The following is a 25,570-nucleotide window of genomic DNA, read 5'->3' as shown; positions in this document are numbered from 1 at the left end:
TGCTCGTTGAATGGATTAATAAAAAGATTTTAGCAAAAAATTGACCACTCGGGCAGAATCAAACATAAGAAAAGTAAGGTGAACATGAACGAAAATGAGTTAGACCGTTATAGTCGTCAACTATTGCTTGCAGACTTCGACGTTGAAGGTCAGCTTAGGTTAAAGCAGGCGAAAGTGCTGATTGTTGGCTTAGGTGGATTGGGCAATATTGCGGCCACTTATTTGGCTACATCAGGTGTTGGGCATCTGCTATTGGCCGATGATGATCGTATTGAAAACAGCAATCTGCCGCGCCAAGTCCTGTACGAAGAAAGCCAGATAGGGCGAACTAAGGTTGAGGCCGCGGTGGGTCAGTTGCGGGCTAAAAACTCCGCCACAGAATTTCAAACTATTGAACAAAGATTGTCTGATGAAAGCTTGCAGGGAGTGATCTCTGAAGTGGATGCGGTACTTGATTGCACTGATAATTTTACCACTCGACAAGCCATCAACCGAGCATGTTGGCAGTTGAAAACCCCCTTGATTAGTGCCGCCGCGATTCGTTGGGAAGGGCAATTAGTCAGCTTCTTGTATGACCAGCAAGATTCGCCTTGTTATGAGTGCTTATATCCTGCGTTATCCGATCAAGCATTAAGTTGTAATGAAAGTGGTATATTGTCACCAGTCGTGGGCTTACTCGGTGTCTACCAAGCACTGGAAGCTATGAAGGTGGTGAGTCAGACAGGGGTGGTTAAACATGGTTCATTGAAGCTGTTTGATGGCTTTCAAGCGAGTTGGCGGGAAATGCAATTAACACAAGATCCAGCCTGTTGTGTCTGTTCAGAAAAGGCAAGTATAACGGTTGAAAAGTCATAGATAAGCCCTATTTCAGTAATTAATATTTTTCGTTAAGCATTTTTTGTATTTTTCGGTAGAATTCACCACAACATTTCGCCGATAGACAGGTCTATCGAGCAAACATTCAATTACAGGAGCAACAAAATGAGCGATGTGAGACACGCTAAGTTAATGATTTTAGGTTCAGGACCTGCTGGTTATACAGCCGCGGTATATGCTGCCCGTGCGAACCTGAATCCTGTAATGATCACAGGTATGCAAATGGGTGGTCAATTGACGACCACCACGGAAGTGGATAACTGGCCAGGTGATGACCAAGGCGTGCAAGGTCCTGAGCTAATGGAGCGTATGCGTAAACACGCAGAACGTTTTGAAACCGAGATTATTTTTGATCACGTTAATAAGGTGGATTTAGAAAATCGCCCTTTTCGTCTAGAAGGTGACAGTGGTGTATACACATGTGATGCTCTGATCATTTCGACGGGAGCTAGTGCTCAATACCTTGGTCTTGAAAGTGAAAGCAAATTCATGGGACAAGGTGTATCGGCTTGCGCAACTTGTGATGGCTTTTTCTACCGTAATCAAGATGTCGCGGTGATTGGTGGTGGTAACACAGCCGTTGAAGAAGCGTTATACCTAGCCAATATTGCTAAGTCTGTCACTGTTATTCACCGTCGTGACAAGTTCCGTTCAGAGAAAATTCTAGCTGACAAGTTGTTGGATAAAGCGGCAAATGGCAATGTTAAAATTGAATGGCACTCAGAGCTGGATGAAGTGTTAGGTGATGGTACGGGCGTTACGGGTGTACGCATCAAGAATAATCAAACAGGTGAGATGAAAGAGCTGGCCGTTGCAGGTTTGTTTGTGGCGATTGGTCACAAGCCAAATACGGATATTTTCCAAGGTCAATTGGACATGAAAGACGGCTACTTGAAAGTACAATCAGGAACACATGGCAATGCCACCCAAACCAGTGTTGAAGGTGTGTTTGCTGCAGGCGATGTCAGTGACCATATCTATCGTCAAGCCATTACGTCTGCTGGTACTGGCTGTATGGCCGCTTTGGATGCTGAGCGTTACTTAGATTCACAAGAGTAAGCTTTGCTGAGCCTGTCAGGCTTCTGCATTTGATAGGCCTTTAAACCTGACTGATAGGCAATAAAAAACCGATCACAAATGGATCGGTTTTTTTTCGTCTCTTGCTGGTGATGCTCTTGCTATAAGTTGAAGAAAGAAGCGGTCAGCGAGAAGTCGTCTTATTGTGCGTTGTAAGCTTCTACGCCTTCAACGATGGCTTTGCGTGCTTCGTCAGCATTCGCCCAGCCTTCTACTTTCACCCACTTACCTTCTTCAAGCTTCTTGTAGTTCTCGAAGAAGTGCTCGATTTGGTCACGAAGCAATTGCGGAATGTCGTTCACATCTTGAATGTGACCATATTCTTTGCTTAATTTCTCATGTGGGACAGCAACCAGTTTTGCGTCCATACCAGCTTCGTCAGACATGTTCAAAACGCCAACAGGGCGGCAGCGAATGACAGAACCAGGCACGACTGGGTAAGGTGTGATCACTAATACATCAACAGGGTCGCCGTCGTCAGCTAACGTGTGGTTAACATAACCATAGTTAGCTGGGTAAAACATAGGCGCTGTCATAAAACGGTCTACGATAAGCGCATCCATGTCTTTGTCGACTTCGTATTTAACTGGATTTGCTTGCGCTGGAATTTCGATAATGACATTGATGTCGTTTGGTGCGTCTTTACCCGCTGGAATATTGCTGTAGCTCATTATTTTTCTTCCGATCTGGTTGAATATGGGCGCTATTATAAAAGCTAGCTTGTTCAGATGCTAGTTGTAGAACCAAGTGAAAAACTATTATTCCTCCTAAGGATTGAATAAAATGGATAAAAATCTGCGTAATAAGCTATAACTTATTGCTTTCTTTCCAAATTTAGCTAGTCTTACATAATACTGGTCAAATATTAGACGCGAGGAAGGTAATGACAAAATCTGAGCTGATAGAACTGCTTATCGATCAGCAATCTCATTTGCCTGTTAAAGAGGTTGAACAAGCCATCAAAGCGATGTTAGAACATATGTCTGACTCTTTAGCGAATGGTGAGCGTATTGAGATTCGCGGTTTCGGTAGTTTTTCGTTGCATTATCGAGCGCCAAGAATTGGACGTAATCCTAAAACGGGCGAATCGGTTGAATTAAGTGCTAAGTATGTCCCTCATTTTAAGCCTGGTAAGGAATTACGTGAGTTGGTCAACGAATCGTCAGAGTCAACGGCGAACGAACTCAACTAATTTACATCTAATACCTCGAAATTTTTCAGCTATCACGGCATAATATCGCCATTCTATTCTCGATAGGTTGTTTTATGCTTAAATGGCTGAAAAGAGTTATCTATACGGTTCTTGTGCTGTTCTTTCTTGCGGTGGGAGTATTTTTTGCTATCCGCAACCCACAACTTATCCATCTTGATTTGGTCTTCTGGCAAGGCCCAGAGCTGAGTGTTGCGCTCTACATCATCTTGGCGTTTACAGTCGGAGCTTGTATTGCCTTATTAGTCAGTTCTGTTGCTTATTTACGCAGCGAACGTCAAATTCGGGTATTAAACCGTAAGTATGAAAAAGCGCGAGATGAAGTTGATGCCCTTAGAAAAGCATCCATTACGAAAGAGCTGTCGGTAGGGAAGGAGTAGCGGCGTTGACCGAAGTCGGCTTGTTCCTAGTATTGTTTGTTGCACTCTTTGTCGGTTGGACAATGGGGCGTAAAACGCCGACTAAAAAAAGCAAAACCCTGAAGAAATCCATTCCTAATGACTATTTTCGTGGTCTAAATCATTTATTAAATGATCAGCACAGCGAAGCCATTGATGCTTTTGTTGATTCCTTGGAAGTCAATTCAGAAACCTTTGATATTCATTTAACTCTCGGTAACTTGTTTCGCAAAAAAGGCGAGATCCAAAAAGCCATTAATATCCACCAGAATCTATTAGCACGCCCTGAAATTTCGCAACGAGAAATGCGCATGGTACAGCTTGAGCTTGCCAGTGATTTTATGTCGGCCGGTTTATTGGATCGTGCTGGACGCTTGTTGCTCAATATGGCGTCTACAGCACGAAAGAGCGAGTTTCAGCCGAAAATTTTGACCCTCTTGGTGGATCTGTATGAGTTTGAGCAAAGTTGGGACAAAGCCATTCAAATTGGCTCAGAGTTGGTCAAAGAAACCGCTACAAAAAAAGAGATAAAACGCCTAGGGCATTTTCATTGTGAAATGGCGCAAGAGCATCAAAAGAAAGAACAGTGGAAGCCAGCCTATCAACAATACAAACAAGCGTTGGAAGTGGACCCTACTTGTGTCCGAGCCAGTATCGGCGCTGCAGATGTATTGAAAAAACAAAACCGCTATCGAGATGCCATTAAAGAGCTGAAACACGTCGCAGAACAGGATAGTGATTTTGTGTCTGTGATCATACCGCAATTAAAAGAATGCTATCAAAAAGTTTGGGGCAGCGGTGGTTATATTAAGTTTTTACAAGAGCAGAACGATATAAAGCCTTCGACCACCCTGATCATGGCTTTGGTTGAACATTATATGGACAATGACCGCGAGTACGCGGAGATGTTTTTGGTTGAGCAATTAAGAAAACACCCTACGATTAAAGGCTTTAAAGAGCTGATCAACATACAGATAGCCGACTCTCAAGGCTATAACCAACAACACTTATCGGTTCTGTATGAGCTGATTGATCAGTTGGTTCAGGCCAAGCATAAATATCAATGTCGCCAGTGTGGCTTTTCTGGTCATCAGCTACATTGGCAATGCCCGAGCTGTAAAACCTGGGGTGTTGTGAAACCCATTCATGGTTTAGAAGGCGAATAAATTCGCTTTTGATTTTACTAAGTTAATAGAAAGACATGACAAGTACCTTAGCTTGTCACTGCATAAGAGGACACTAAATGAGCTGCCAATCCCCTATCGTAGTTGCCCTAGATTTTCCAACCATGGCGCAATCTATCGAGATGGCAAAGCGACTTGACCCGAGCCAATGTCGAGTTAAAGTCGGTAAAGAGTTATTCACTACGTCTGGCCCAGCCATTTTAGAGGAATTGCATAAATTAAACTTTGAGATTTTTCTCGATTTAAAATTTCACGATATTCCAAATACCGTTGCCAATGCAGTGAGCGTGGCTGCCAAATCGGGAGTGTGGATGGTGAATGTTCACGCGTCTGGTGGTCGTCGAATGATGGAGGCGTCTGCCAATGCTTTACAGCAATTGCCAGATCAAAACACGTTATTGATTGCTGTGACGGTATTAACCAGCATGGATCAGTCGGATTTACGTGAAATCGGTATTGATATGACACCAGAACAGCATGTGAAACGCTTGGCGGCATTGGCCAAATCGTCTGGAATGGACGGTGTGGTTTGCTCGGCTCAAGAGTCACAAATGTTATCCACTGAATTGGGTAAGGACTTTGTTTTGGTCACTCCGGGTATTCGCCCAGCAGGCTCTGATCAAGGAGATCAGAAACGCATTATGACACCAGCCGAAGCCATGGTGGCAGGCAGTCATTACCTTGTCGTTGGGCGTCCTATCACGCAGGCAGCGGATCCGATAGCGGTGTTAACGGAAGTGAATCAGAGCTTAGGTCTTTAAAGGACACTTCGTCACTGTCTTGAAGTTAGACAAAAAAACTTTTACTCTAAAACCACTCATTGATTAAATTTTAATCAATGAGTGGTTTTTTATTGGCATGATGCCAGTGTTAATTTGAAAAGGACCTTTATATGAAAACCCTACTTAAAAAACTCAGTTCCAGTATTACTCATTGCGTTATGGCGCTTTCCTTGTGTTTTTCGACTCTGCTCATGGCGGCTTCGCCTTTGGACATTAATATCGGCACAGCGGATCAGTTCGCAGCCATTATGTCGGGAGTGGGTCAGAAAAAGGCCGAAGCCATAGTGGCATACCGTGAAGCCAATGGCCCCTTTACTTCCGTTGATCAACTTGTTGAAGTAAAAGGCATTGGCCATGCCTTATTACAGCGTAATAGGGCGCTTATCCAAGTGCCAGAGACAGAAGAAGCGCAATAACCTGTCGCTCAGGGCGAGTCTCTTTACTCGCCCTGATTTTGTGCTTCGACAGGATGACTTAATGCTTGCATGGCTTGGTGTTGGGTTAAGAATATCTGCCCTGTTAAGTTTGTGATTAAGGTCGCCTGACGGAGTTTGTCCATCACTGGCCCCTTGATTTCCGAGAAATGCAGAGTAACCCCAGCTGAGTTAAGGCGTTCAGAAATGGCTTCTAAGCTGTCTAGCGCACTGGCATCAATCATATTCACCGCACTGCACATCAGCACAACGTGTTTCACGTCTTTTTGTTGCGCAATGAGGCTCAACACATAGTCTTCTAATACTCTCGCATTGGCAAAGAAAAGGTTTTCATCGATTCGTATGGTGACAATGTCTGGGGTCGTCTCAACCTGATAGCGTTGTACATTTCGAAAATGCTCGGTTCCAGGGACACGGCCAACCACAGCGATGTGAGGGTGGCTGGTGTGCCATAGGAAAAACAACAAGGATAAGCTAATGCCGACGATGATGCCCGTTTCCATACCAACAAATAACACCACTAAAAAGGTTGCCGCTAAGGCCAAGGCTTCTTGTTTTGAAAAGTGGTAAAGTCGGATGAAATCTTTTATATCGACCAGCTGTAAAATGGCCACAATAATGCTGGCGGCCAAAACCGCATTGGGCAGATAGTAAAAAAGAGGCGTTAAAAAGAACAGCACAAGCAGCATGAATAATGCGGTTAGAATTCCGGCCATCGGCGTTTTGGCACCAGCACTGGTGTTGACCACGGTACGAGAAAAGCCGCCGGTAACAGGAAAAGCACCACTTAGGGCTGAGGCGATGTTTGCCGTACCTAAGCCAAGTAATTCTTGGTTAGGTTGAATGTCTTCTTTACGCTTGGCGGCAAAGGACTGCGCCACTGACACTGAGCCGACAAATCCCACCACACTGATTAAAAATGCCCCGGGCAGTAAAGACCATAAGGTGTCTGTTTCTATGTTGGTTAAGTCAATGGAAGGCCAGGCTAATTGAATGTGACCAACGATTTTAATGCCTTGTTGATCCAGTGACAGCAAGGCCACACACACAGTGGTAAGTACCACCACCAAGACTGGACCCGCTTTACTCAGTAAGTTAGCGGTTTCAGACGATAGTCCCAGCGCTTTCAATATTTTACTTAGGTATTGTTTAAAAAAGACTAATAACCCAATCACCAAGCTACTGATGATGAATGTTGGCAAATTAATCTCATCAGCGTGGCTTAGCATGTCTTGGATGAGTTCAATCAGATTATTACCATGTGCCTGAATGCCCAATAAATGTTTGAGCTGACCAACCGCAATCAAGATGGCTGAGGCGCTGATAAAACCGGATATAACAGGGTGACTTAATAAGTTGGTTAAAAAGCCCATTTTTAATAGGCTCATTAATACTAGAAAGACCCCTGATACAAACGCCAATAAAATGGCCAAGCTAACGTAGGCATCGCTGCCGGGCATGGCCAAAGGTAAGATAACGGTGGCTGTCATCATTGAAGTGATGGCCACCGGACCCACCGCAAGGCTGCGGCTGGTGCCCAGTAAAGAATAAACAATGGACGGCAGTATGCTGGCATATAAGCCCAAATACGCAGGAAGTCCGGCTAGTATGGCATAGCCCATACTTTGTGGAATCAGCAAAATAGTCGCAATAAAACTGGCCATGCCGTCTGTAGCCAGGTCTTTATGAGAATACTGTCTTAACCATGCCATGGCCGGCAAGCCGCGATCCAATGTTTTCATCCCAATCCTTATTTAAGATTAATGGGGGTTTTAAGGTAGCGCACACCATTCTCTTCTTCTGGTGGTAAATGCCCTGCGCGCATGTTGATTTGTACACTTGGCCAAATCAGCCTTGGCATGCTGAGTGTGGCATCTTTGGTGTTGCGCATTTGACAAAAAGCGTCTTCGGAAATGCCAGTATGAATGTGCTGATTATGATTTTTTTGCTCGCCTACTGTGGTTTCCCACGCATACACATCGCGATTAGGGGCTTTATAGTCATGACACATGAAAAGGCGTGTCTCGTCAGGTAGAGCAAAAATCTTTTGGATAGAGCGGTACAAGGTGTTGGCATTGCCACCAGGAAAATCACAGCGTGCTGTTCCAAAGTCTGGCATAAACAGCGTATCGCCAACAAAAGCCGCGTCTGCAATCAGATAGGTCAAACAGGCGGGCGTGTGTCCTGGGGTGTGTAAAATGCGAACATTGTTTTCCCCAAGTGGCAAGGTATCTTGCTCATTCACCAATAAGTCGAATTGAGATCCGTCACGGCGAAACTCAGCTTCGACATTTAAGATTTTAGAGAAAGTGGCTTGCACTTGAGTAATTTGATCACCAATAACAATTTTGCCACCCAAGGTGTTTTGCAGGTAGGGCGCGGCAGAAAGGTGATCGGCATGAACGTGGGTTTCCAGCAACCAATCGAGTTGAAGTTGGTGTTGTTTGACATAGTCAATGATGGCGTCGGCAGATTGAGTGTCTGTGGTTCCAGCGGCATGATCATAGTCCAATACGGAATCAATAATAGCGCATCGCTTTGTTGCTAGGTCAGTGACCACATAGGAGACAGTGAATGTTGCTTCATCAAAGAAGGCTTTTATTTGAACGTCGGATTGCGTTTTAGTATTCATCATTATAAAACCTCACTAGGTTATAAGTATATTTCATTATGTTATATATGGCTATTAAATTAGTAAAGTCTAATGTATTGTCGGTTTGTGGAAAGATCGTGGAGTTTGATCTTAATCAATCGGAGTAGGCCTGTGGAAAGACCAGACGAGAGAGAGAATTTTTGCTAATCTATCGAATTGATTTTTAAGCTTAGGAACAAAGTCGTGTCGCAAGAGTTTCAAGTTGTCTCATCTTATTCGCCGGCTGGTGATCAGCCAAAAGCCATTGAGAAATTGGTGCAAGGGGTTGACGCTGGCTTGGCTCACCAGACCCTATTAGGGGTGACTGGATCCGGTAAAACCTATACCGTGGCGAATGTTATCTCTCAGGTGAAACGCCCAACCATCATCATGGCGCACAACAAAACCCTAGCGGCGCAATTGTACGGAGAGTTTAAGGAGTTTTTTCCTCACAACGCCGTCGAGTATTTTGTTTCTTATTATGATTACTATCAGCCAGAAGCGTATGTGGCGGCGTCAGATACCTTTATCGAGAAAGATGCCTCCGTCAACGAACACATAGAACAAATGCGTCTGTCTGCCACCAAGGCTTTATTGGAAAGGGAAGACGTTATCATCGTCGCGACCGTGTCGGCGATTTACGGTTTGGGCGACCCGCAATCCTATCTAAAAATGATGTTGCATCTGGACCGAGGTGATCGTATCGATCAGCGAGCGGTATTGCGTCGTTTGGCGGAGCTGCAATACAGTCGTAATGACTTAGTACTGGAGCGTGGCAATTTCCGTGTGCGCGGCGATGTCATTGAAGTCTTTCCTGCGGATTCCGAAGACACGGCGATTCGTATTGAATTGTTTGATGATGAAGTCGAGAATTTGTCCTTTATTGATCCTTTGACCAATAAAACCTTACGCAAAGTACCTCGCGTGACGATTTACCCTAAAACCCACTATGTAACACCAAGAGAAACCATTGAAGGGGCAATCGATCGAATTAAGGTAGAGCTGGATCAGCGCCTTGAACAGCTTAAATCCCTTAACAAGTTGGTTGAATTACAACGTCTAGAGCAACGCACCCGTTACGATCTGGAAATGATGCAAGAGCTCGGCTATTGCTCTGGTATCGAAAACTATTCGCGTTATTTGTCTGGTCGAGAAGAAGGGTCGCCACCACCGACCTTGTTTGATTATTTGCCCGCCAATGCCTTGTTGGTCGTGGATGAGTCTCATGTGACCGTGTCGCAAATTGGTGCCATGTACAAAGGCGATCGATCTCGTAAAGAAAACTTAGTGGAATATGGCTTCCGTTTGCCATCAGCGTTAGACAACCGACCGATGCGCTTTGAGGAATGGGAGCAGATCAAACCACAAACCATCTTTGTGTCCGCGACACCGGGGAAGTACGAAGAAGAACATCAGGATTGGGTGGTCGAGCAAATTGTGCGTCCGACGGGCTTGATTGATCCAGAGTTGGAAGTTCGACCTGTTGCCACGCAAGTGGATGACTTGTTGTCGGAAATCAACAAACGCACTGTAATCGGTGAGCGAGTGTTAGTGACAACGTTAACCAAACGCATGGCGGAAGATTTAACCGATTACCTAAATGATCATGGGGTACGTGTCCGTTATTTGCACTCTGATATCGACACCGTAGAACGGGTTGAGATCATTCGAGATTTACGTCTGGGCGAGTTTGATGTGCTGGTGGGAATCAACTTACTGCGAGAAGGTTTGGATATTCCTGAAGTGAGTCTGGTGGCCATTTTAGATGCGGACAAAGAAGGTTTCTTACGTTCCGAGCGTTCTTTGATTCAGACCATTGGTCGTGCTGCTCGTAATGTAAATGGTAAAGCCATCTTATACGCGGACAGAATCACAGGTTCTATGGAACGTGCCATCAGTGAGACCGAACGGCGTCGAGAGAAACAACAAATACATAATGCTAAGCACGGCATTACACCGACAGGTATTAATAAATCGGTGGAAGATATCTTAGAAGGTGCTTATAACCCAGGGGCTGGGAAGCGTGGTAATAAGACCAAGAAAGTCGCAGAAACCGCGAAAGAGTACCAAGTGGAAAGCATGGATGACGTGGCACAAGTGCGTAAAGCCATGATCCAACTGCAAAAAGAAATGATACAGGCGTCAGAAGAGCTGAAGTTTGAATTGGCCGCTGGCTATCGTGACCAGATTCGTGTCTTACAGAAAAAACTAAAAGACGTCGGCGAATAGTAACGCATTTACAATCAGAGGTGAGTTGATGGCGATTACCTTGAGAAATTACAACATAGTTCGAGTGATTGATAATGGTGTGATCGTTAACTGCACTGTGATTGAAATGTGTTACGACTTTGCCTTAGTGAAATTTCGAGACAAGAAATACAAGGTGCCGTATCACCTGATTGATGAAGTCATCGGTCACGAATTGCTGGTTCCCCTCGAGGCCTAAAAGCAAATCACGAAAAGACTAAAAAAGTGCGTAAGAAAGCTTGTCAAACGTAAAGCGCTGGGTATAATAGCCAACACTTTTTTAGGACTATAGCTCAGTTGGTTAGAGCGCTACCTTGACATGGTAGAGGTCAGCAGTTCGAATCTGCTTAGTCCTACCACATTCGAAAGCCCCGATCTTTTTAAAAGGTCGGGGCTTTTTTGTGCCTGTTTTTTGTTCCCTCTGAATGGCTTTGGTTGAGGAACATTATTTTTCCGCCCTGCTAGGCGGGTAACTTTTGCCAAACGATGCAAAAGTAACCAAAAAATCTTTTTAATCCTTTCGCACATTCAGGAACGTGTCGAGCGTTTTCACCAGTGACTCATTATCTCTTTTTACGTTTAAAAGCGTTCCAAACCATACCAAATCTCGTGTTCCTTCCCATTTTCTTTGAAAGGAAAGTTTTTCAAGGGGAAGACGAAGTGGGGATCTTTTGTCTAGCGCAAAAAAACTCTTTACAGAAAAACGTAAAAAGTCGCTTTAATCTTTTCGCCAATCTTTCACTGCATAAAAAGCGCGTCGAGGTTTTCACCAATGGCTCATTATCTCTTTATACGTTTAACAGCGTTCCATACCAAACCAAACTTCCTGTTCTTTCTCATTGTAGTTCTAACTTCAGCAGCTGGCTTCTTTCATGTCTCTTTTACAGAATCGCACTTATTTTCTATTTTGCAGGCTGACTGATCGTTAGTTGCAAGGACGTCTTTAAGCATCTTGCGTCGTATTTAAAACACTTATGTGGAAGCTGTGAGTCTGTTTGTTGTGCCTAGAAACCATACGGCAATAAACGCCACAACACACATTGCGGAAGCCATCCAGATAACAGCAATGTAGCCGAATGCACCTGCTAATGCCGTGCTTGCGCCAGATGTGATAATACCAATAAGCATGAGAGTACTGGCTTGAATGGTAAAATCCGTTGCAGGCGTCCTTTGATCTGTTTGATCCATCATTAGGGTATACAGCACGGCAGGTATCGGGGAATGGACAATAAAATACGTGATAAGGCATGCGTATACAGGGAGTGTCTCATTCACACCGTAAGCAGGAATGAGTAGCACCAACAAAAACAAGGCTTGCGTAGACATTAAGCCAAGCAGAGCTTTGCGTCTTCCAACGAGCTGAATGAGTTTTCCTGCAATTAATGCTGAGACGATACCAAATGGTGTTGCCACAAGGTATATAGCTGTTCCAATACTACTTAACGACCAGCCTATATCGACAAGCATAGGGTTAATGATGGCGTATGCCATACCGCCACCTATTGGGTACAGAAACAAAAGCACCAGCCATGGTTTTGATACGTACCGCCAAAATCCCACTAAACGTTTATAGCCTATTTGGGGTCGTACCTTTCCAGTCGGTTCTTTATAGAAAATTAGCTGAAGCCAAGAGATACCGGTCAGTCCTGCCATAAGCAACATACAGCCAAGCCATCCTAGCATTGGGTAAATAGACAATACCAAACCACTGCCAACCAAGCTCCCAAACATGGTGCCAGCTTGCTGTATGCCATTTCCCACTCCACGACTGTTCACATCGAGAAGGCGACAAGCTAAACCGTCCACCGCCACATCTTGAGTTGCGGAGAAAAATGAGAATGTAGCGCAAAGAGACATGACTAATACAAAGTCGGTTGAGAGATCATAAAATCCTAGAATAATTAAGTTGATCATCATGGCGGCCTGTAAAGTCAGCAGCCAAGTTCGGTAATGACCAAATCGACGCAATGAAAAACGGTCAATCAAAGGTGCCCAAAGAAACTTAAATACCCAGAAAACACCTAGGCTATACACAATACTTAGTTTCTCTAAAGGCATTCCCTGGCTGCGTAAAATAGCCACTAGTGCCACCAATAAAAAGCTAATCCCTACATATTGTGTAGCGTATAAGCTAAACAATAACGACCAAGTAGAGCGTTTATATGTTGTCATTTTTTACCTCTAAATTTAGTTGGTGGCATGGCTGTTTTTACTTTGGTAGTTCTTCTACAAGGTGTGCTCTGATTGTTTCTTTTATGTCATTTCGCCAAGCATCATCATGGTCAAAAATATCTGTGTCAGCCTGCTGAGCTAACCATTCGAACGCGTCATCGGTGGAAGGGAATATGCCTCCAGGGATGCCAAACACTTTTGTGACACTCATATTTTTCATACGTTCATATTGGTCTTCTGGCACAACAATCATCATATGTTTTATAAAGGCGCGGAATTTATTGTCGGCGCCTTCATTCATCCATTTCTTGGTCTCTTTGCCTGCACCTGAAGGCGGATGAAGGGAGTCAGCATCATCAAAAAAACGTATTACATGAATGGGTTTTTCATCGGCAAACCAATTATCCCAATGGGTTAATGACTCTAAATGTTGTTCCATAGTTGGCTTGCCTTTAGCGATAGCGAGCATTAGGGGACAGTGTTTGGTTTCATGGGCTAATAAGCTCATAAGTATCTCCATAAGTTAACGTTAGCCAACTCCTTTTTAGTTGGCTGATAGGGCTGATATTTTTTATACCCTTGCGGATTGTGAGGGCATTTTTAGTCAGGTTTTCGAGCAATGATTTCCGTGTTTGAGATACGCAGCGCATTTCGTGCGTTTAATAAGTACAAACTTTCATCGATCAGTTCATCTACATCGTCACCCAATACAACGGTTTGCGCGGCAAAGGCAGCGGAACGTAGTGAGCGTTTTAGGCCGGCAATATTTTCACCGCCACTGATAAGAATATTTTCGCGGGTAGAAACGATTTCTAGCCCCATACTCTCAAGCAGGCTACTCATTTCTTCTATTGGATGGTGATACATTGCCAGCGGCGCGGATTTTAGTCGTTCGATCCATTTAGGACGGTCGAAAACTTCTTGCAGTGTGTCTCGTAACAGAAACCCTTCGGATCTAGGTTGTCCACAACTCCATTGCAGTACTAAGTTGCCAGATGGGGTAAGTGCGTTGACCATTTGCTCTAATGTGTTGGTTGCGTTTTTAAGCCAATGCAACATCCAGCAACTAGACACAAGCGCGTACTTATTTTTTTCCAATGATAGATCACTGGCGTCACACACACTGGCGGTAACGGGTAAACCTTCACAGCGTTTTATAACGGCATCGATCATAGATTGGGACACATCTTTTGCATCGACTTGCCAACCTCCTTTACGAGCCAGTGCTTCCACTAATCGACCACTGCCACAACCAATATCGGCGGCATAGCCTTTGTCTCTGGTATTCCAAGCATTAATGGATTCCATGGCATGACAAGCCGCTTGGAATTGCCCTTCATTGCCTTCTTCATATTCGCTTGCTGACCATTCTGGCTGAGTAACTTTAGAGTCCTTAGTTTGGGTGAACGACTTGCTGAAAGTGTCATTTGTCATAATAGAAATATTCCTTAATATGTGGTCTCAGGTGAAGGGGGAGAAAATTTTGAGATCAATTGTTGGTAGGCCACTTTACCTACAGCAGTAAGAGGAAGTTCAGGCACATATTCGATTGAATCGGGCAGCATAAAATGCGCAACGCCTTCTTCAATTAAGAAATGACGGACTTCATTTAGCGTCAGTGTTAGATCTGTCTCTTCTTTGTTAACCAGTACAGCGCATACTTGCTGTCCTAAACGTTCGCAAGGTAGTCCAATCACCGCGGCGGCTTGAATCTCTGAATGTAGGCTTAAGTGCGTCTCGAGAGATTCTGCTGGTATGGTCTCTGCGCCTCTACGAATGACTTCTTTTATACGTCCCTCAACAATAAGGTGACCAGAACTTAAACGGCGGACAAGGTCGCCTGATTTGTAATAACCATCTGCCGAAAATGAAGAATCATTTGCTTTTGGGTCCTTGTAATAACCTCTTAAAGTGTAAGGGCCTCTTGTCCAAAGTTCGCCTCGTTGGCCATTGGGTACGTCTTGTCCTTGGCTATCAACTATTCGAATTTCATCCAGCTCAGACAAAGGTCGACCTTGTGTTTTTTGTACCAAAAGGTCTGGGTCTTTACTGCGAGTGAAGTTTAATAGGCCTTCGGCCATGCCGAATACTTGCTGTAATTTGCAGCTTAACTTATTCGGAATACATTGGGCTAAATCTGCATCTAGGCGTGATCCACCTACTTGCAGCATTCTCAATGTGCTTGGGGCTTTAAAGCCAAGCTCAGCATTTTGTAGCCATACTCGAACTAGGGGAGGGACGAGGGCGGTAACAGTGGCATTGGTATCTGTGATCCATTGGTAGGCAATGTCTGGGCTAGGAGAAGGGCACATAACCACTTTAGCACCTTGTTCGAAGGCGCCTAAAATCCCCGGGCAAGCCAATGGGAAGTTGTGTCCTGCTGGTAATGCGACTAAATAGCCATCATTTTCATCTAATTCACATACTTCAGCGCTGGCTTTTGCATTGAATAGATAATCACGATGCGTTCGAGGAATCAGCTTAGGTAATCCAGTTGTGCCACCTGAGCATAACAATACAGCTATTCCAGCTGGGTCAGTTGCATGACCGAGATTGGTGCTTTCAAACTTTTTATTCCCTTTTTTTAGTAAGGACCCTAATGAGTGAAACGAGCCAGTATCTTGTTTATCAAGAATGATATTTTGTAAGCTAGGTACACCTTCTTTTAGCTTAACGGCCAAGTCTGGAATAGGAGAGTTTTCTTCAATGTCTCCTGCAATCCATGTACGAGCCTTGGTTAGGTTAAGGAAATGTTCTATTTCTCTATACCTATGGCCAGGCAGTGCCATCACTGGAATAGCACCTAGTTCAAACAGTGCAAACAAGGTAATAACAAAGCTATTGGTATTACCCATTTGTAATACCACTTTCTCACTTGGTTGAATGTCTAGTTTCGCCAAGCCTTGCGCAAGTTCCTGCACGCAAAGGTGTAATTCTTTCCCTGTGAGGTCCTGAGGCTTACCATCTATCCCCAGTCCACTGAGAACAATGTTTTCTTTATTAGAGACTTTCTCAGCAAACCAGCTGGCTAGGTTTTGGTTTTGCCAATAACCGCCTTTGCAATAGGTTTCTGCCAATTCTTCTGGCCACGGAGTAAGTCCATCGAATGCCGCATTCATAATACAGTGCCTTCTAATTCTGCTTTGATACTTTCATCATCTAACTCAATGATTTCGCAATAGAAAGTCGCGATTTCATTCACCATTTCATCGCCACATGTAGCAATGATAGAGCTAACTGCACCAGCAATGCTTGGGGCGTTAAACAGGGCTTTAAGGTCAATGGAGTCGACGCCAAAAACCTCTCTTAGTTTGGCTACTAGCGTTGTGGCTAAAACGGAGTCACCACCAGAGGCAAACAAATTGAGGTTGATGTCATCTGTTTTAGAGCCAATGGTTTCTGACCAGATTGAGGCAACCGCTTTTTCTGTTGTGGTGGTTGGTAAAACAGCTTCTTGTTCAGGTGCTAACGTTTCGTTGTTGCTTGTTTCGGCTTGTATTCTCTCGCTCGGTAAATTATCGGATAGGCACTGAGACCAAGTGTCAGCTTTATTAGCAAGGGCAAGAACAGAGGTATGGAAAAATTCAAACATGGCATCCAAGACACCATCAATAAACATGTCTTCTCGACAGTCCCAGTTGAGCAGTAAGCCACCATCCAGTTCGGTTATTTGGGTATCCAGTAATACTTGAGGGCCTTGAGAGATGATCCATATTGGGTCGCCAAAGACGTCTCGTACGACAGGTTCAAATAGTTCTCCAAGGTTTAAAGCACTGGTAAAGACGATGGGGGCGGTAACTTGATGGCCTTTTAAGCGGCCAATATCACGTAATACTTGAACGCCGTTATAGTCCGCATAGGAGGCGTCTTCATGTAGTTGTGATTGGATTGTTTTGGCACGGTCAAGGAATGTCTCTACTTCGCTTAAATTCACTTCAAGCATGATTGAACTGCTAAAATCACCGACAACGCCTGATAGATCAGGTCCATCGATTGGGCGAAGGAATAAAGGCACATTAATAAGGAAGTGTGAGTTACTGCTCCAGCCGGCAAGTGTTTCTGCTAACACCGTTGCTAAGACAGTAGCCGGTGTAAGGTTGTGTTCACGACATACTTGATAAAGCTGATCACGCAGTGTGGAATCAAAATAAAAGTGACGTCTTGTGGTATGTGGCTGAGTATTCTTTGTTTCGAATAGGCTGGTTTTTAACGGAAGTTTTGGGCCTTCAGGCATTTGGTGAAGACGATTATTCCACCATTCACCAGAGCGCTTTTTCACGTCTGAATAGTTCTGTTCTATATTGTGACGGCAATCACTGAAGCTCATAGGTAGTTCAGCAAGTTCGATTTCTGGGTTTTGATAGAGCATGGCAAGTTCACGTAGCAGTACTCGGTAACTCACGGCATCAGCGGCCACCATATCCACATCTAGGTGCAATCGGCTGCCACCATTGGGTAATTGGCTTAAGGCAATGGCAAGCACTTCACCATTTTCAATATCGAGCATCTGTGATGAAAGCAGCTGACGTGTATTTTCTAGTGTTTGTTCAATTGTGGTAGCGTCTTTTTCACGTAAGTCATTAATCACTAGAGGAATAGGTGTGCTGTTTTCACTTAATTTGTGAATTTGTTGACCATCTCGGGTCACTATTAACCTGAGAGAAGAATGACGTTCAGCTAATTTATTTAAAGCTTTTTCAAGGGTTTCTGGGACGATCTGGTTGTCGCTTTCAAACTCGGTATATAAATGCGCAGAGACGCCACCAAGAGGTTGTTCAGGGTTGCGACCTAACCAGTAGGCTTGTTGCATTGGGGCAAGTGGAAATGCTTTTTCGGTTGGTGTTGAAGCGATTTTCTGTGTGGCTTGAGGAGCAGAAGCGTGCTCAGGGTGTTTGGCATTAGCTAATATATTAACCCAGTCATTCACGCATGGTTTGGATGACAAAGCGGTGAAATTTACTAGATAGCCTTGCGCACGCCAGTGAGCCACAATCCCCATTAGGGTGATTGAATCTAGTCCTAATGCGTAAAGGTTGTCATTAGGGGAAATGCTGTCTGCATTTACATTGATTTTTTGTGCTAAAAGCGCCGTAATTTCATGCAATATTGTTTGGGAATCAGACATTACTCTATCTCCTTTTGAGCGTAGTTTTTTTGGAGTTTGGCTAACTTCTTTTGAAGAAGTGCCATACGATTATCATGAGCGGTTGGGACGTTTGATTTTTGTTGCCAGATTTCTAACAGGGCGGCCTGATCAAGCTTGCCATTGACGGTAAGTGGGTAAGAGGAAACAAAGACATATTCGGTCGGAATATAGTGTGCTGGCAGCAGGCTTATTGCGTGATCCCTAAGCGCTGAGAGCGTGTCTTTTGAATTCATTTCAGTGTGAGAGTCTTTTGTGGCAATCAAAAATGCGATCAAGCTTTTTGGTGATGAGCCATCTTTTTCAGGCTTTGGTATAACAGCACAATTTTGTACGACAGGGTGTGACTCCATAGCCGACTCAATTTCACCGGGTTCAATACGAAAACCTCGGATTTTTAATTGTCGATCTGCTCGCCCTTGATAATAAAGTTGCCCATCTTGCCACATGGCCAGATCACCCGAGCGATACAAGCGTTGGCTCTTATGGAAAGGGCTAGCGACAAAGCGACTTGCAGATAATCCCGCTTGCTTCAAATAGCCGATCGCCAATTGCTTTCCACTGACAAACATTTCGCCCACTTCACCTTCATTGACTGGCTCTAACTTTTCATTGAGCAGGTGAACTTGCAGGCCTGTGAGCGCATGGCCAATAGGGCTTGAATCATTATTAAAGAGAGTTTTAGAAAGCTCTAACCAAGTGACATGTACAGTGGTTTCTGTAATGCCATACATGTTGATTAATCGTGGTTTGCCTTCTGGGTAATGTTTCCACCATGCATTCAGTTTGTTTAGGTTGAGCGCTTCACCACCAAAGATCACACTGCGTAATGACAGTGTTTGTCTTGCTCCTGTTTTGGTATGTGCCTCATTGACTGCAGCAGTCAATGCGTAAAAAGCAGAAGGGGTTTGATTCAGAATGGTGACTTGTTCTTGCTTTAATAATTCTAAGAAAGCATCTGCTGACCATGTGGATTCCTGAGGAACAATGCATAGGCGCGCACCAGTAGTGAGTGCCCCCCATATTTCCCAGACTGAGAAATCAAAGGCAAAGGAGTGAAACAGTGTCCACACATCATTATGGTCGTTGGCTAACATGGGGGTGACTGCATCTAGCAAGCTAATGACCTGACTGTGGCCAACCATGACGCCTTTGGGTTTCCCTGTGGAACCTGATGTAAAAATCACATAAGCAAGGTCTGAGTGCTGGTTATTTTCTGTCTCTTGATGTGAAGGTGTATCAGTCGATGCTTGGCTATTGTTTACATTGACTTGAGGAGCCGATTCAATGAAATAAAAGCGTTCTTTTAGCTGCGAAGGAAGTTGCTCAGGCCATATGTTCTGGCACAACTCACGGCGGCTAATGAAACAGACAGGGGTGCTGGTTTCTATAACCCATTCCACTCGATCTGCAGGGTAATTAGGGTCAATAGGGACATAGCAAGCGCCAGTCTTCAAGACAGCAATAATGTGTACAATAAGGTCGACACTTCTTGAAAGCATGACGGCCACCATATCGCCCGACTGAACCCCACGGCTGATAAGCTCTTCACTGTGTGCTTTTGCTAATACATCTAGCTGTTGATAGGTGAGTTGTTGATCTTGGTAACTCACCGCTATTTTATCGGGCCAAATCTGTACTTGTTGTTCAAAACGGTCATGAAGTGTGTCCCCTGATTGGTTAGGGGTGATTAATTGATCCATCAGACAGCTTGCTCTTGTTGAGATTGAATAGGGCGTAAATCGGTCCAATTGGCTTCGAGCCAGTCCATGCATTTTTTGCGAGACATAGGGCCATTATCAGCCAGCCAACCATCAGGAATTGGGAGAATATTTGGCCAGATCGAATACTGTTTTTGAGCATTTATTAGAATTAAAAATAAAATCGACTCATCGTCAAAAATACTGTCACTCATGTTAATTTCTCCGTGATCATGGTGTGGTCATTTGAGGTGTTGTGGACTCATCTTTTGATGTTGTCTCTGCGTTTATTTCCTGTGTTATGTCACTCAAATGTGTTTTAAAGCTGAGCAATATTTCTTGCGCAAATTGGTGGCTCAGCGCAATTGGGTCATAACACAGGCGAAGAGTTAGCTCTTTGCCGGGGTAGACAAACAATCCAAGACTTTGGGCAATCGAGTCACGCCAGCGTTGGTTGGTGATGTTGGCAACGGTTGTTGTCTGCTGTTTTGCGTTTGGAGAGGCTCGCGTTATTTCTACATCGCCTTCTAGTGCGTTTTCTATCACTAGCAAGGTATCAAAAACCTCCCCGTGTTTTTCTGTTGCCGCAAGGTGGTCAAGATGAATCGGTGCCAATGATTGCCACTCAAACTTTTTTGTTTGTAGCTCTTTTAACTGTTCGCTTATCGGTGTTTGATCGGCTGTGTTAATCCGTATAGGAACAATTTGTACAAGCATGCCGATGAGTGATTCTATGCCATCTAGGTTTAAGGCTCTGCCTGAGTCAAACAAGCCAAAGACAACGTCTTTTTGGGCTAAAGAGGTGGAGATAGTTCGAGCCCAAGCGAGCTGGAAAAGTGCCGCTTGAGGTGTGTTTATTCTATTGGCCGTTGCGATCAATGAAGTATTTTTTGATGAGCTTAATACTTCCGATATGTCTTGTGTTGGCGTACGGCTTTTGCGTTCTGGTGCAATGACTGAGGGTGTTTTTATGCTGTCTAGTTCACGATTCCAGTACAACCAAGATTGGCTTTTATCTTGTTCTTGTAACCAGCTTAAATAATCCGCCCAAGCCAATGTAGGTGTGACTTGTGTATCAATATCATCTGCGTTATTAAGTAGCTCGTGTAACAGGCGTGGTGTTGACCAACCATCCAATAACAAATGATGGGAGTTAATGAAGAGTAGCCATTCATTGTCTGTTAAATGATCGTCTGTTAAATGATCGTCTGTTAAACGAATTAACATGAACCGAATTAGTGGTGGCTGGTGGAGTGTGAACCTGTAAGATTCCCATTTTTCTCTGAACTCATTGATTTGTTTGTTTTGATCCGCTTTTGCTAAGTGGCTCCAGTCTTCATACTGCCAATCAGGCTGTAAGTTTTCTGCTATAAAGGTTTGCTCGCCATTATTGAAATAACCAGAACGCAATACGTCATGTTTATTTAATAAATGATGGGTATTGCGCTTTAGGGTAGTTTCAACATGCTTAGGGTCTAACGATGATGTGAGTGTCAGCTCTAATTGAATGGTCCAAGGGTCATTTTCATCATCGCAGTTTAGAACCATCTTCCGTTGTAAGGGGGTAGTGATTTTGGTGCTTGAATTTGCTGGCAATAAGTCGGTTAAAGAGGCTTCTAGATCCGATGCTGTTGACAACAATTGGATGACTCTTCGGTACTCTGCAAGCAGTTTGTTAAGTGCTGAGTCGCTTATTTTTGAGGATTCTGTGAATACCGCAAAACGCAATTTCTGCTCTGGATCTTCTTGCAGGTGGTAAGCAAAAACACTGACCAGTGCGTTGTTGGTGTCAGTGCTTACTTGTTGGTTGAGTTCTGTTTCTGCTGCATCGGCTGTGGCGAAGGTGTGAAGGAAACGAAACTCTAAATCATGCTTTTGCTGATGATTTATTGTGTGAATAACCGCTTGATCTTCAAGGTTGATAGCGGATTCTGAATGAGCAATTTGCCAGCACCAACCTCTAATTTGCGCACTAAGTTGTTTGCTGTGTGTCAACTCAGTTCCGAGCTTAGATAGCATAATAGATAGCGCTTGATCGTTTTGCGTAGAAAGGCACTTTGTTTGCTGGATTTTCAGGTTAACATTGCCTTGTTTATTGGTGGCAATAAGCCCTGTACCAACGCCTGCTGTGGCGAGAAGTACAGGCAGTAAGCTATGAAGTGGTAAGCCCATTTGCCTTGCTAACTGGTTGGCCTTACAGTTTTTGTTGTTTGAGGCCTGATCTGGGGTTTTAGGCTTGGTTGTATTGGCTGTGCCGCTTTGTTCCAATTCAAGGGCAATTTTTGCCACGCTACGGGCTGTGAAAACTTGTCTTGCTGACAACAATATGTTTTCCCGACGAGCCAAACTTACGAGTCGGATAACGGAAATACTGTCCCCGCCTAATTCGAAAAAGCTGTCATCAATTTCTATTTTCTTAAGACCCAATACATCAGCAAAAAGAGCACATAAAGTATGTTCCAATTCTGTGCTTGGCTCTCGTCCAATATTGCTATCTGATAAGGTGATATCGGGCAAAGAACGACGATTAATTTTGCCATTTGGCAAACGTGGTAATTTCTCAACTCCCATGAAATGTTTAGGCATTAGATGATCTGGTAGGGAGTGAGCACATTTGTTTTTCAGAGATCGGGAAATGTCTGCCTCATCAGCTTGATTGCCTAGCTCATAAAAGCACAGTAGTTGTACCTTGTTGTTGTGATTTTTGACGACGATTGCACAAGGTAATTGGATAATCCTTTCGACAGAGGCTTCTACTTCTAATGGTTCTACACGGAACCCCCGAATCTTAATCTGCTCGTCAATACGTCCAATGTATTCCATCATGCCATCTCGCAACCAACGGACTCGGTCACCAGTGCGATATAGTCTTGAGCTAGGCAGGCCGTAAGGGTTTGCGACAAAATGGCTGGCGGTAAGGTCACCACGACCAAGGTAACCTCTTGCTAGTCCTTCTCCTGAGATAGCCAGCTCACCTGGAATGCCAGGTGGTGCGAGTTGCATACATTTGTCTAGAACATAAGCGTGCGCGCCCCATATTGGCATACCAATGCTTGGGGATTTATTTGCTTCTGCACGGGCAATCATGGAGTCGACTGTGGTTTCAGTTGGCCCATACAGGTTGAAGCCAGTGGTCTGTTCTAGGTCGATCATTTTTTGCCAAAGTTGGGCTTTGACCGCTTCGCCACCAAAGCCAAGCAAGGCTGGGATATGCCCTGCTAGGTATTCGCCACTTGGCAAGGTAACCCCTGACTCCAACCAAGGCAGAACTTCGTCTAACATGCCTGGTGTTAGCTCGATAAAATCCAGTTTACGTTGAATGATTTCTTGAGCCAGAGCAATAGGATCTTGCATAACATCGGTATCAAATAAGTGCAATTCATGACCTTCAAACATCCATAAATTAGGCTGCCAAGAGGCATCGAAAGCCAATGACCATGCGTGGCCTATTCGTAGGGTGCTTCGACCTGTGCGCTTTATGGCTGCTTCATAAAGGTCTTTTTTATGACTGCTAAGTAAATTGGCTAAGGCTGAATGAGGGATGACAACCCCTTTGGGTTGACCGCTGGAACCAGAAGTGAAGACCGTATACACAGGGTGTTCTGGTAACAGTTTTTCGAGACGATCATTGTCCGATACGTTGGTGTTAGATAAACCTCCTTCCATTGCGGCCGTTTCGGCAGTATGAAGGTCGACAAGTTTGCCACTTTGCTGTGTGATTGCGCCTGTCAAAGAGCTTTCAGTCGATGCTTGTTTATTAATAAAGATGAAGTATGGCTCAGCAAGGCGAACCACTCTGTCTATGTAATCGCTTGGGTAATTTGGATCAATAGGGATAAAAGAAGCACCTGCTTTTAAGATGGCTAGCATGGCAACAAACCATTCTTTTTCTCGAGGTAAGCAAATAGCGATTTGTTTTTCTGGTCCGATATTTTGTTTGATGAGCCAGCGAGCCAAGGCGTTTGCTCGAGCATTTAAGGTTTCAAAATCCAATTTTTCTTCGGGTTGGGTAGCGTCTTTTTTATCATGCTTTTTTAGTGCGCGAGTTTGATAAACCGCAATGTCTTTTGGTTTTTCATTGACTATGTTTTCAAACCAATCAATGACGGTTGGCGCTTTTTTCGAGAGCGCTGGGCGGTGTCCCCATGAGTCAACAAGTTGACTGTATTCTTCTTTGAGTAATAGACTTTCAGCGGCGATAATCTGATCAGGGGCGTTAGCAAATGTACCTAGTAAATTTGCTAAACGTTGCAAATGCTTTGGTATGGTGTTGGCGTGGAAAAGAGACTTTCTCCATGTGGCTTGTATCTGTAAGCAGTCGTTTTGCAATAAGGCGTCGAAGGATAAATCGGTCTGAGTTGTACCATTGAAGTGCTTGCGCCATTCTACATTTAAGCCATCCATTTCAGGTGGATTCATACCGTGGGCTAAGAAGGTCACCATGGTATCTAATAAAGGATTAGAGGATTCTCCACGGGTTATATCCAGTCGTTCTAATAAATGTTCAAATGGAATGTCTGAGTTTGAAAAGGCCACGCGACAGACTTTGGCGCATTGTTGTAATTGCTGACGAAAACTAAAGCTTGGCGATACTTTTAAACGAATAGGAACCACGTTACCAAAGTTGCCGATGACATCATTGAGCTCTGGCATATTGCGGTGAGAGGCAACGGTGCCAATTGTTATTTCAGAGGCCCGTGCTAGGCGAGTGATAAGAATAGCGATCGTGGTGATTAAAATTTCGAAAGGGGTAACCTGCTCTTCGGCGCACAGTTTCTGCAAAGAGGCCGTTGTGGTTTTGTCTAAATCTGTGCTGCACCAGCCACCAGACTCATCATTCCCTGCTGTGCGAACAAAGTCAGTAGGGAAGTCTAGCTTCTCGGGTAATGGTGAAAGCTCTTTTTGCCAGAAGGCTAGGGCCGTTTCGCGTTTTTCTGTGTCAGTTTGCCATTGCTTACGGTGCCAGTCAGCAAAATCTACGTATTGTAATGGTGTCGATGACTGATTAGATGTGTCGTTTTTTAGGTATAAGTTATAGCCACGGGCAAGTTCATTGGAAAAAATGCCGAATGACGGGCCGTCCCATGAAATATGCTGGCCGATCATAACCAACACATGGTAATCATCATCGAGAGTGGCTAGTATTAAGCGTAATCCACTCTTTTGGGTTAAATCAAAAGGGTCTGTGCTGGCTTTTTGAGCAATCGCATTGAGCTTTTCATTTTGCTCTTTTTTCTCATACTTTCTCAGATCTTGTGTGTGCCATTCAGGCGGTAAGCTTGACACTATTTTTTGTCTAGAGTTACCCTCGTCATTTGTATAGTAAAGCGTTCTAAAAATACTGTGCTGCATGGTAATTCGAACAGCGCTTTCTTTAAGTGCTTTGTAGTCTAGCGGCCCTTTTAAGTGCCAAAGAACGCATACATTGTAGGCCGATGAGCTTGGGTCTAATTGATGAAGAAACCACATTCTTTCTTGGGCGTGAGAAAGAGGCACTGAAAGCGTATTTTCTAAAGGCGGTATGTTGCTAGAAGGATCTTCTATATGAGTGGATACCTCTAAGCCGCGTGATTTAGCTAACCGTTTTAGCAGTAATTGCTTTTGTGCGATATTCATTGTCATTAAGCCTTGTTGTAAAAGAGAACTCTGGTTTTAAACAGCATGGGCTCTTGAGTGAGCATAGGAACTGCCCACTCATACTTACCGTTTATTAAC

The 25,570-nt window shown here is 44.2% G+C and carries 20 protein-coding genes and 1 tRNA gene; 10 read left to right on the top strand and 11 right to left on the bottom strand.

Annotated elements, in window-relative coordinates; translation table 11 throughout:
- The first annotated feature begins 84 nt into the window (after positions 1 to 84).
- A complete protein-coding gene (locus MAR181_RS12980; protein ID WP_013797055.1) occupies positions 85 to 855 on the top strand; it encodes a HesA/MoeB/ThiF family protein in 771 nt (256 codons plus the stop codon).
- A 126-nt stretch (positions 856 to 981) separates the two neighbouring features.
- Positions 982 to 1,935 (top strand): thioredoxin-disulfide reductase, encoded by a 954-nt coding sequence (gene trxB, locus MAR181_RS12975; RefSeq protein WP_013797054.1) that lies wholly within the window; start codon positions 982 to 984, stop codon positions 1,933 to 1,935.
- Positions 1,936 to 2,093: 158 nt separating this feature from the next.
- On the opposite strand, the gene ppa is transcribed toward trxB, so the two are convergent.
- Positions 2,094 to 2,624, bottom strand: coding sequence for an inorganic diphosphatase (gene ppa, locus MAR181_RS12970; protein ID WP_013797053.1), 531 nt, complete (start codon positions 2,622 to 2,624; stop codon positions 2,094 to 2,096).
- A gap of 212 nt (positions 2,625 to 2,836) precedes the next feature.
- Here ppa and ihfB point away from each other — a divergent pair, with 212 nt between their 5' ends.
- The 5 genes from ihfB (at position 2,837) to MAR181_RS12945 (ending at position 5,943) form a co-directional block, all read left to right on the top strand.
- Positions 2,837 to 3,145, top strand: coding sequence for an integration host factor subunit beta (gene ihfB / locus MAR181_RS12965; RefSeq protein ID WP_013797052.1), 309 nt, complete (start codon positions 2,837 to 2,839; stop codon positions 3,143 to 3,145).
- A gap of 74 nt (positions 3,146 to 3,219) precedes the next feature.
- Entirely contained in the window at positions 3,220 to 3,543 is a 324-nt protein-coding gene (locus MAR181_RS12960) for a LapA family protein (protein WP_013797051.1), read from the top strand.
- A gap of 5 nt (positions 3,544 to 3,548) precedes the next feature.
- A complete protein-coding gene (gene lapB, locus MAR181_RS12955; RefSeq protein ID WP_013797050.1) occupies positions 3,549 to 4,727 on the top strand; it encodes a lipopolysaccharide assembly protein LapB in 1,179 nt (392 codons plus the stop codon).
- Positions 4,728 to 4,804: 77 nt separating this feature from the next.
- The gene (gene pyrF, locus MAR181_RS12950; protein WP_013797049.1) at positions 4,805 to 5,506 is read left to right on the top strand and encodes an orotidine-5'-phosphate decarboxylase; all 702 of its coding nucleotides are present in this window, start codon (positions 4,805 to 4,807) and stop codon (positions 5,504 to 5,506) included.
- 131 nt (positions 5,507 to 5,637) lie between these two features.
- The gene (locus tag MAR181_RS12945; protein WP_013797048.1) at positions 5,638 to 5,943 is read left to right on the top strand and encodes a ComEA family DNA-binding protein; all 306 of its coding nucleotides are present in this window, start codon (positions 5,638 to 5,640) and stop codon (positions 5,941 to 5,943) included.
- Between the two features lie 23 nt (positions 5,944 to 5,966).
- On the opposite strand, the gene MAR181_RS12940 is transcribed toward MAR181_RS12945, so the two are convergent.
- Together MAR181_RS12940 and MAR181_RS12935 are read right to left on the bottom strand one after the other, a co-directional pair.
- Positions 5,967 to 7,703, bottom strand: a complete 1,737-nt coding sequence (locus MAR181_RS12940; RefSeq protein ID WP_013797047.1) for a SulP family inorganic anion transporter — start codon at positions 7,701 to 7,703, stop codon at positions 5,967 to 5,969.
- Positions 7,704 to 7,711: 8 nt separating this feature from the next.
- Entirely contained in the window at positions 7,712 to 8,596 is an 885-nt protein-coding gene (locus MAR181_RS12935; RefSeq protein ID WP_013797046.1) for an MBL fold metallo-hydrolase, read from the bottom strand.
- Between the two features lie 201 nt (positions 8,597 to 8,797).
- Here MAR181_RS12935 and uvrB point away from each other — a divergent pair, with 201 nt between their 5' ends.
- The 3 genes from uvrB (at position 8,798) to MAR181_RS12920 (ending at position 11,199) form a co-directional block, all read left to right on the top strand.
- Complete coding sequence (uvrB, locus tag MAR181_RS12930; protein ID WP_013797045.1) at positions 8,798 to 10,822, top strand: excinuclease ABC subunit UvrB; 2,025 nt, start codon at positions 8,798 to 8,800, stop codon at positions 10,820 to 10,822.
- A gap of 28 nt (positions 10,823 to 10,850) precedes the next feature.
- Positions 10,851 to 11,039, top strand: coding sequence for a hypothetical protein (locus MAR181_RS12925; RefSeq protein ID WP_013797044.1), 189 nt, complete (start codon positions 10,851 to 10,853; stop codon positions 11,037 to 11,039).
- Between the two features lie 83 nt (positions 11,040 to 11,122).
- Positions 11,123 to 11,199: transfer RNA gene (locus tag MAR181_RS12920), tRNA-Val, on the top strand.
- A gap of 613 nt (positions 11,200 to 11,812) precedes the next feature.
- On the opposite strand, the gene MAR181_RS12915 is transcribed toward MAR181_RS12920, so the two are convergent.
- The 8 genes from MAR181_RS12915 to MAR181_RS12880 form a co-directional block, all read right to left on the bottom strand.
- Positions 11,813 to 13,012 (bottom strand): MFS transporter, encoded by a 1,200-nt coding sequence (locus MAR181_RS12915; protein WP_013797043.1) that lies wholly within the window; start codon positions 13,010 to 13,012, stop codon positions 11,813 to 11,815.
- Between the two features lie 37 nt (positions 13,013 to 13,049).
- Entirely contained in the window at positions 13,050 to 13,520 is a 471-nt protein-coding gene (locus tag MAR181_RS12910; protein WP_013797042.1) for a hypothetical protein, read from the bottom strand.
- A gap of 92 nt (positions 13,521 to 13,612) precedes the next feature.
- Positions 13,613 to 14,446 (bottom strand): class I SAM-dependent methyltransferase, encoded by an 834-nt coding sequence (locus tag MAR181_RS12905; RefSeq protein WP_013797041.1) that lies wholly within the window; start codon positions 14,444 to 14,446, stop codon positions 13,613 to 13,615.
- Positions 14,447 to 14,460: 14 nt separating this feature from the next.
- A complete protein-coding gene (locus MAR181_RS12900; protein WP_013797040.1) occupies positions 14,461 to 16,131 on the bottom strand; it encodes a (2,3-dihydroxybenzoyl)adenylate synthase in 1,671 nt (556 codons plus the stop codon).
- Positions 16,128 to 18,137, bottom strand: coding sequence for a condensation domain-containing protein (locus tag MAR181_RS12895; RefSeq protein WP_013797039.1), 2,010 nt, complete (start codon positions 18,135 to 18,137; stop codon positions 16,128 to 16,130). The genes MAR181_RS12900 and MAR181_RS12895 overlap by 4 nt, the downstream gene beginning before the upstream one ends.
- Positions 18,137 to 19,858 (bottom strand): amino acid adenylation domain-containing protein, encoded by a 1,722-nt coding sequence (locus MAR181_RS12890; protein ID WP_013797038.1) that lies wholly within the window; start codon positions 19,856 to 19,858, stop codon positions 18,137 to 18,139. Before MAR181_RS12890 ends, MAR181_RS12895 begins: the two co-directional genes overlap by 1 nt.
- The gene (locus MAR181_RS12885; RefSeq protein ID WP_013797037.1) at positions 19,858 to 20,070 is read right to left on the bottom strand and encodes an MbtH family protein; all 213 of its coding nucleotides are present in this window, start codon (positions 20,068 to 20,070) and stop codon (positions 19,858 to 19,860) included. The genes MAR181_RS12890 and MAR181_RS12885 overlap by 1 nt, the downstream gene beginning before the upstream one ends.
- 16 nt (positions 20,071 to 20,086) lie before the next feature.
- Positions 20,087 to 25,471 (bottom strand): non-ribosomal peptide synthetase, encoded by a 5,385-nt coding sequence (locus MAR181_RS12880; protein ID WP_013797036.1) that lies wholly within the window; start codon positions 25,469 to 25,471, stop codon positions 20,087 to 20,089.
- Positions 25,472 to 25,570 lie beyond the last annotated feature (99 nt).

The organism is Marinomonas posidonica IVIA-Po-181 (assembly GCF_000214215.1).
In the GTDB taxonomy this organism is placed as follows: domain Bacteria; phylum Pseudomonadota; class Gammaproteobacteria; order Pseudomonadales; family Marinomonadaceae; genus Marinomonas; species Marinomonas posidonica.
This window is presented reverse-complemented; position numbering and strand designations above follow the sequence as displayed.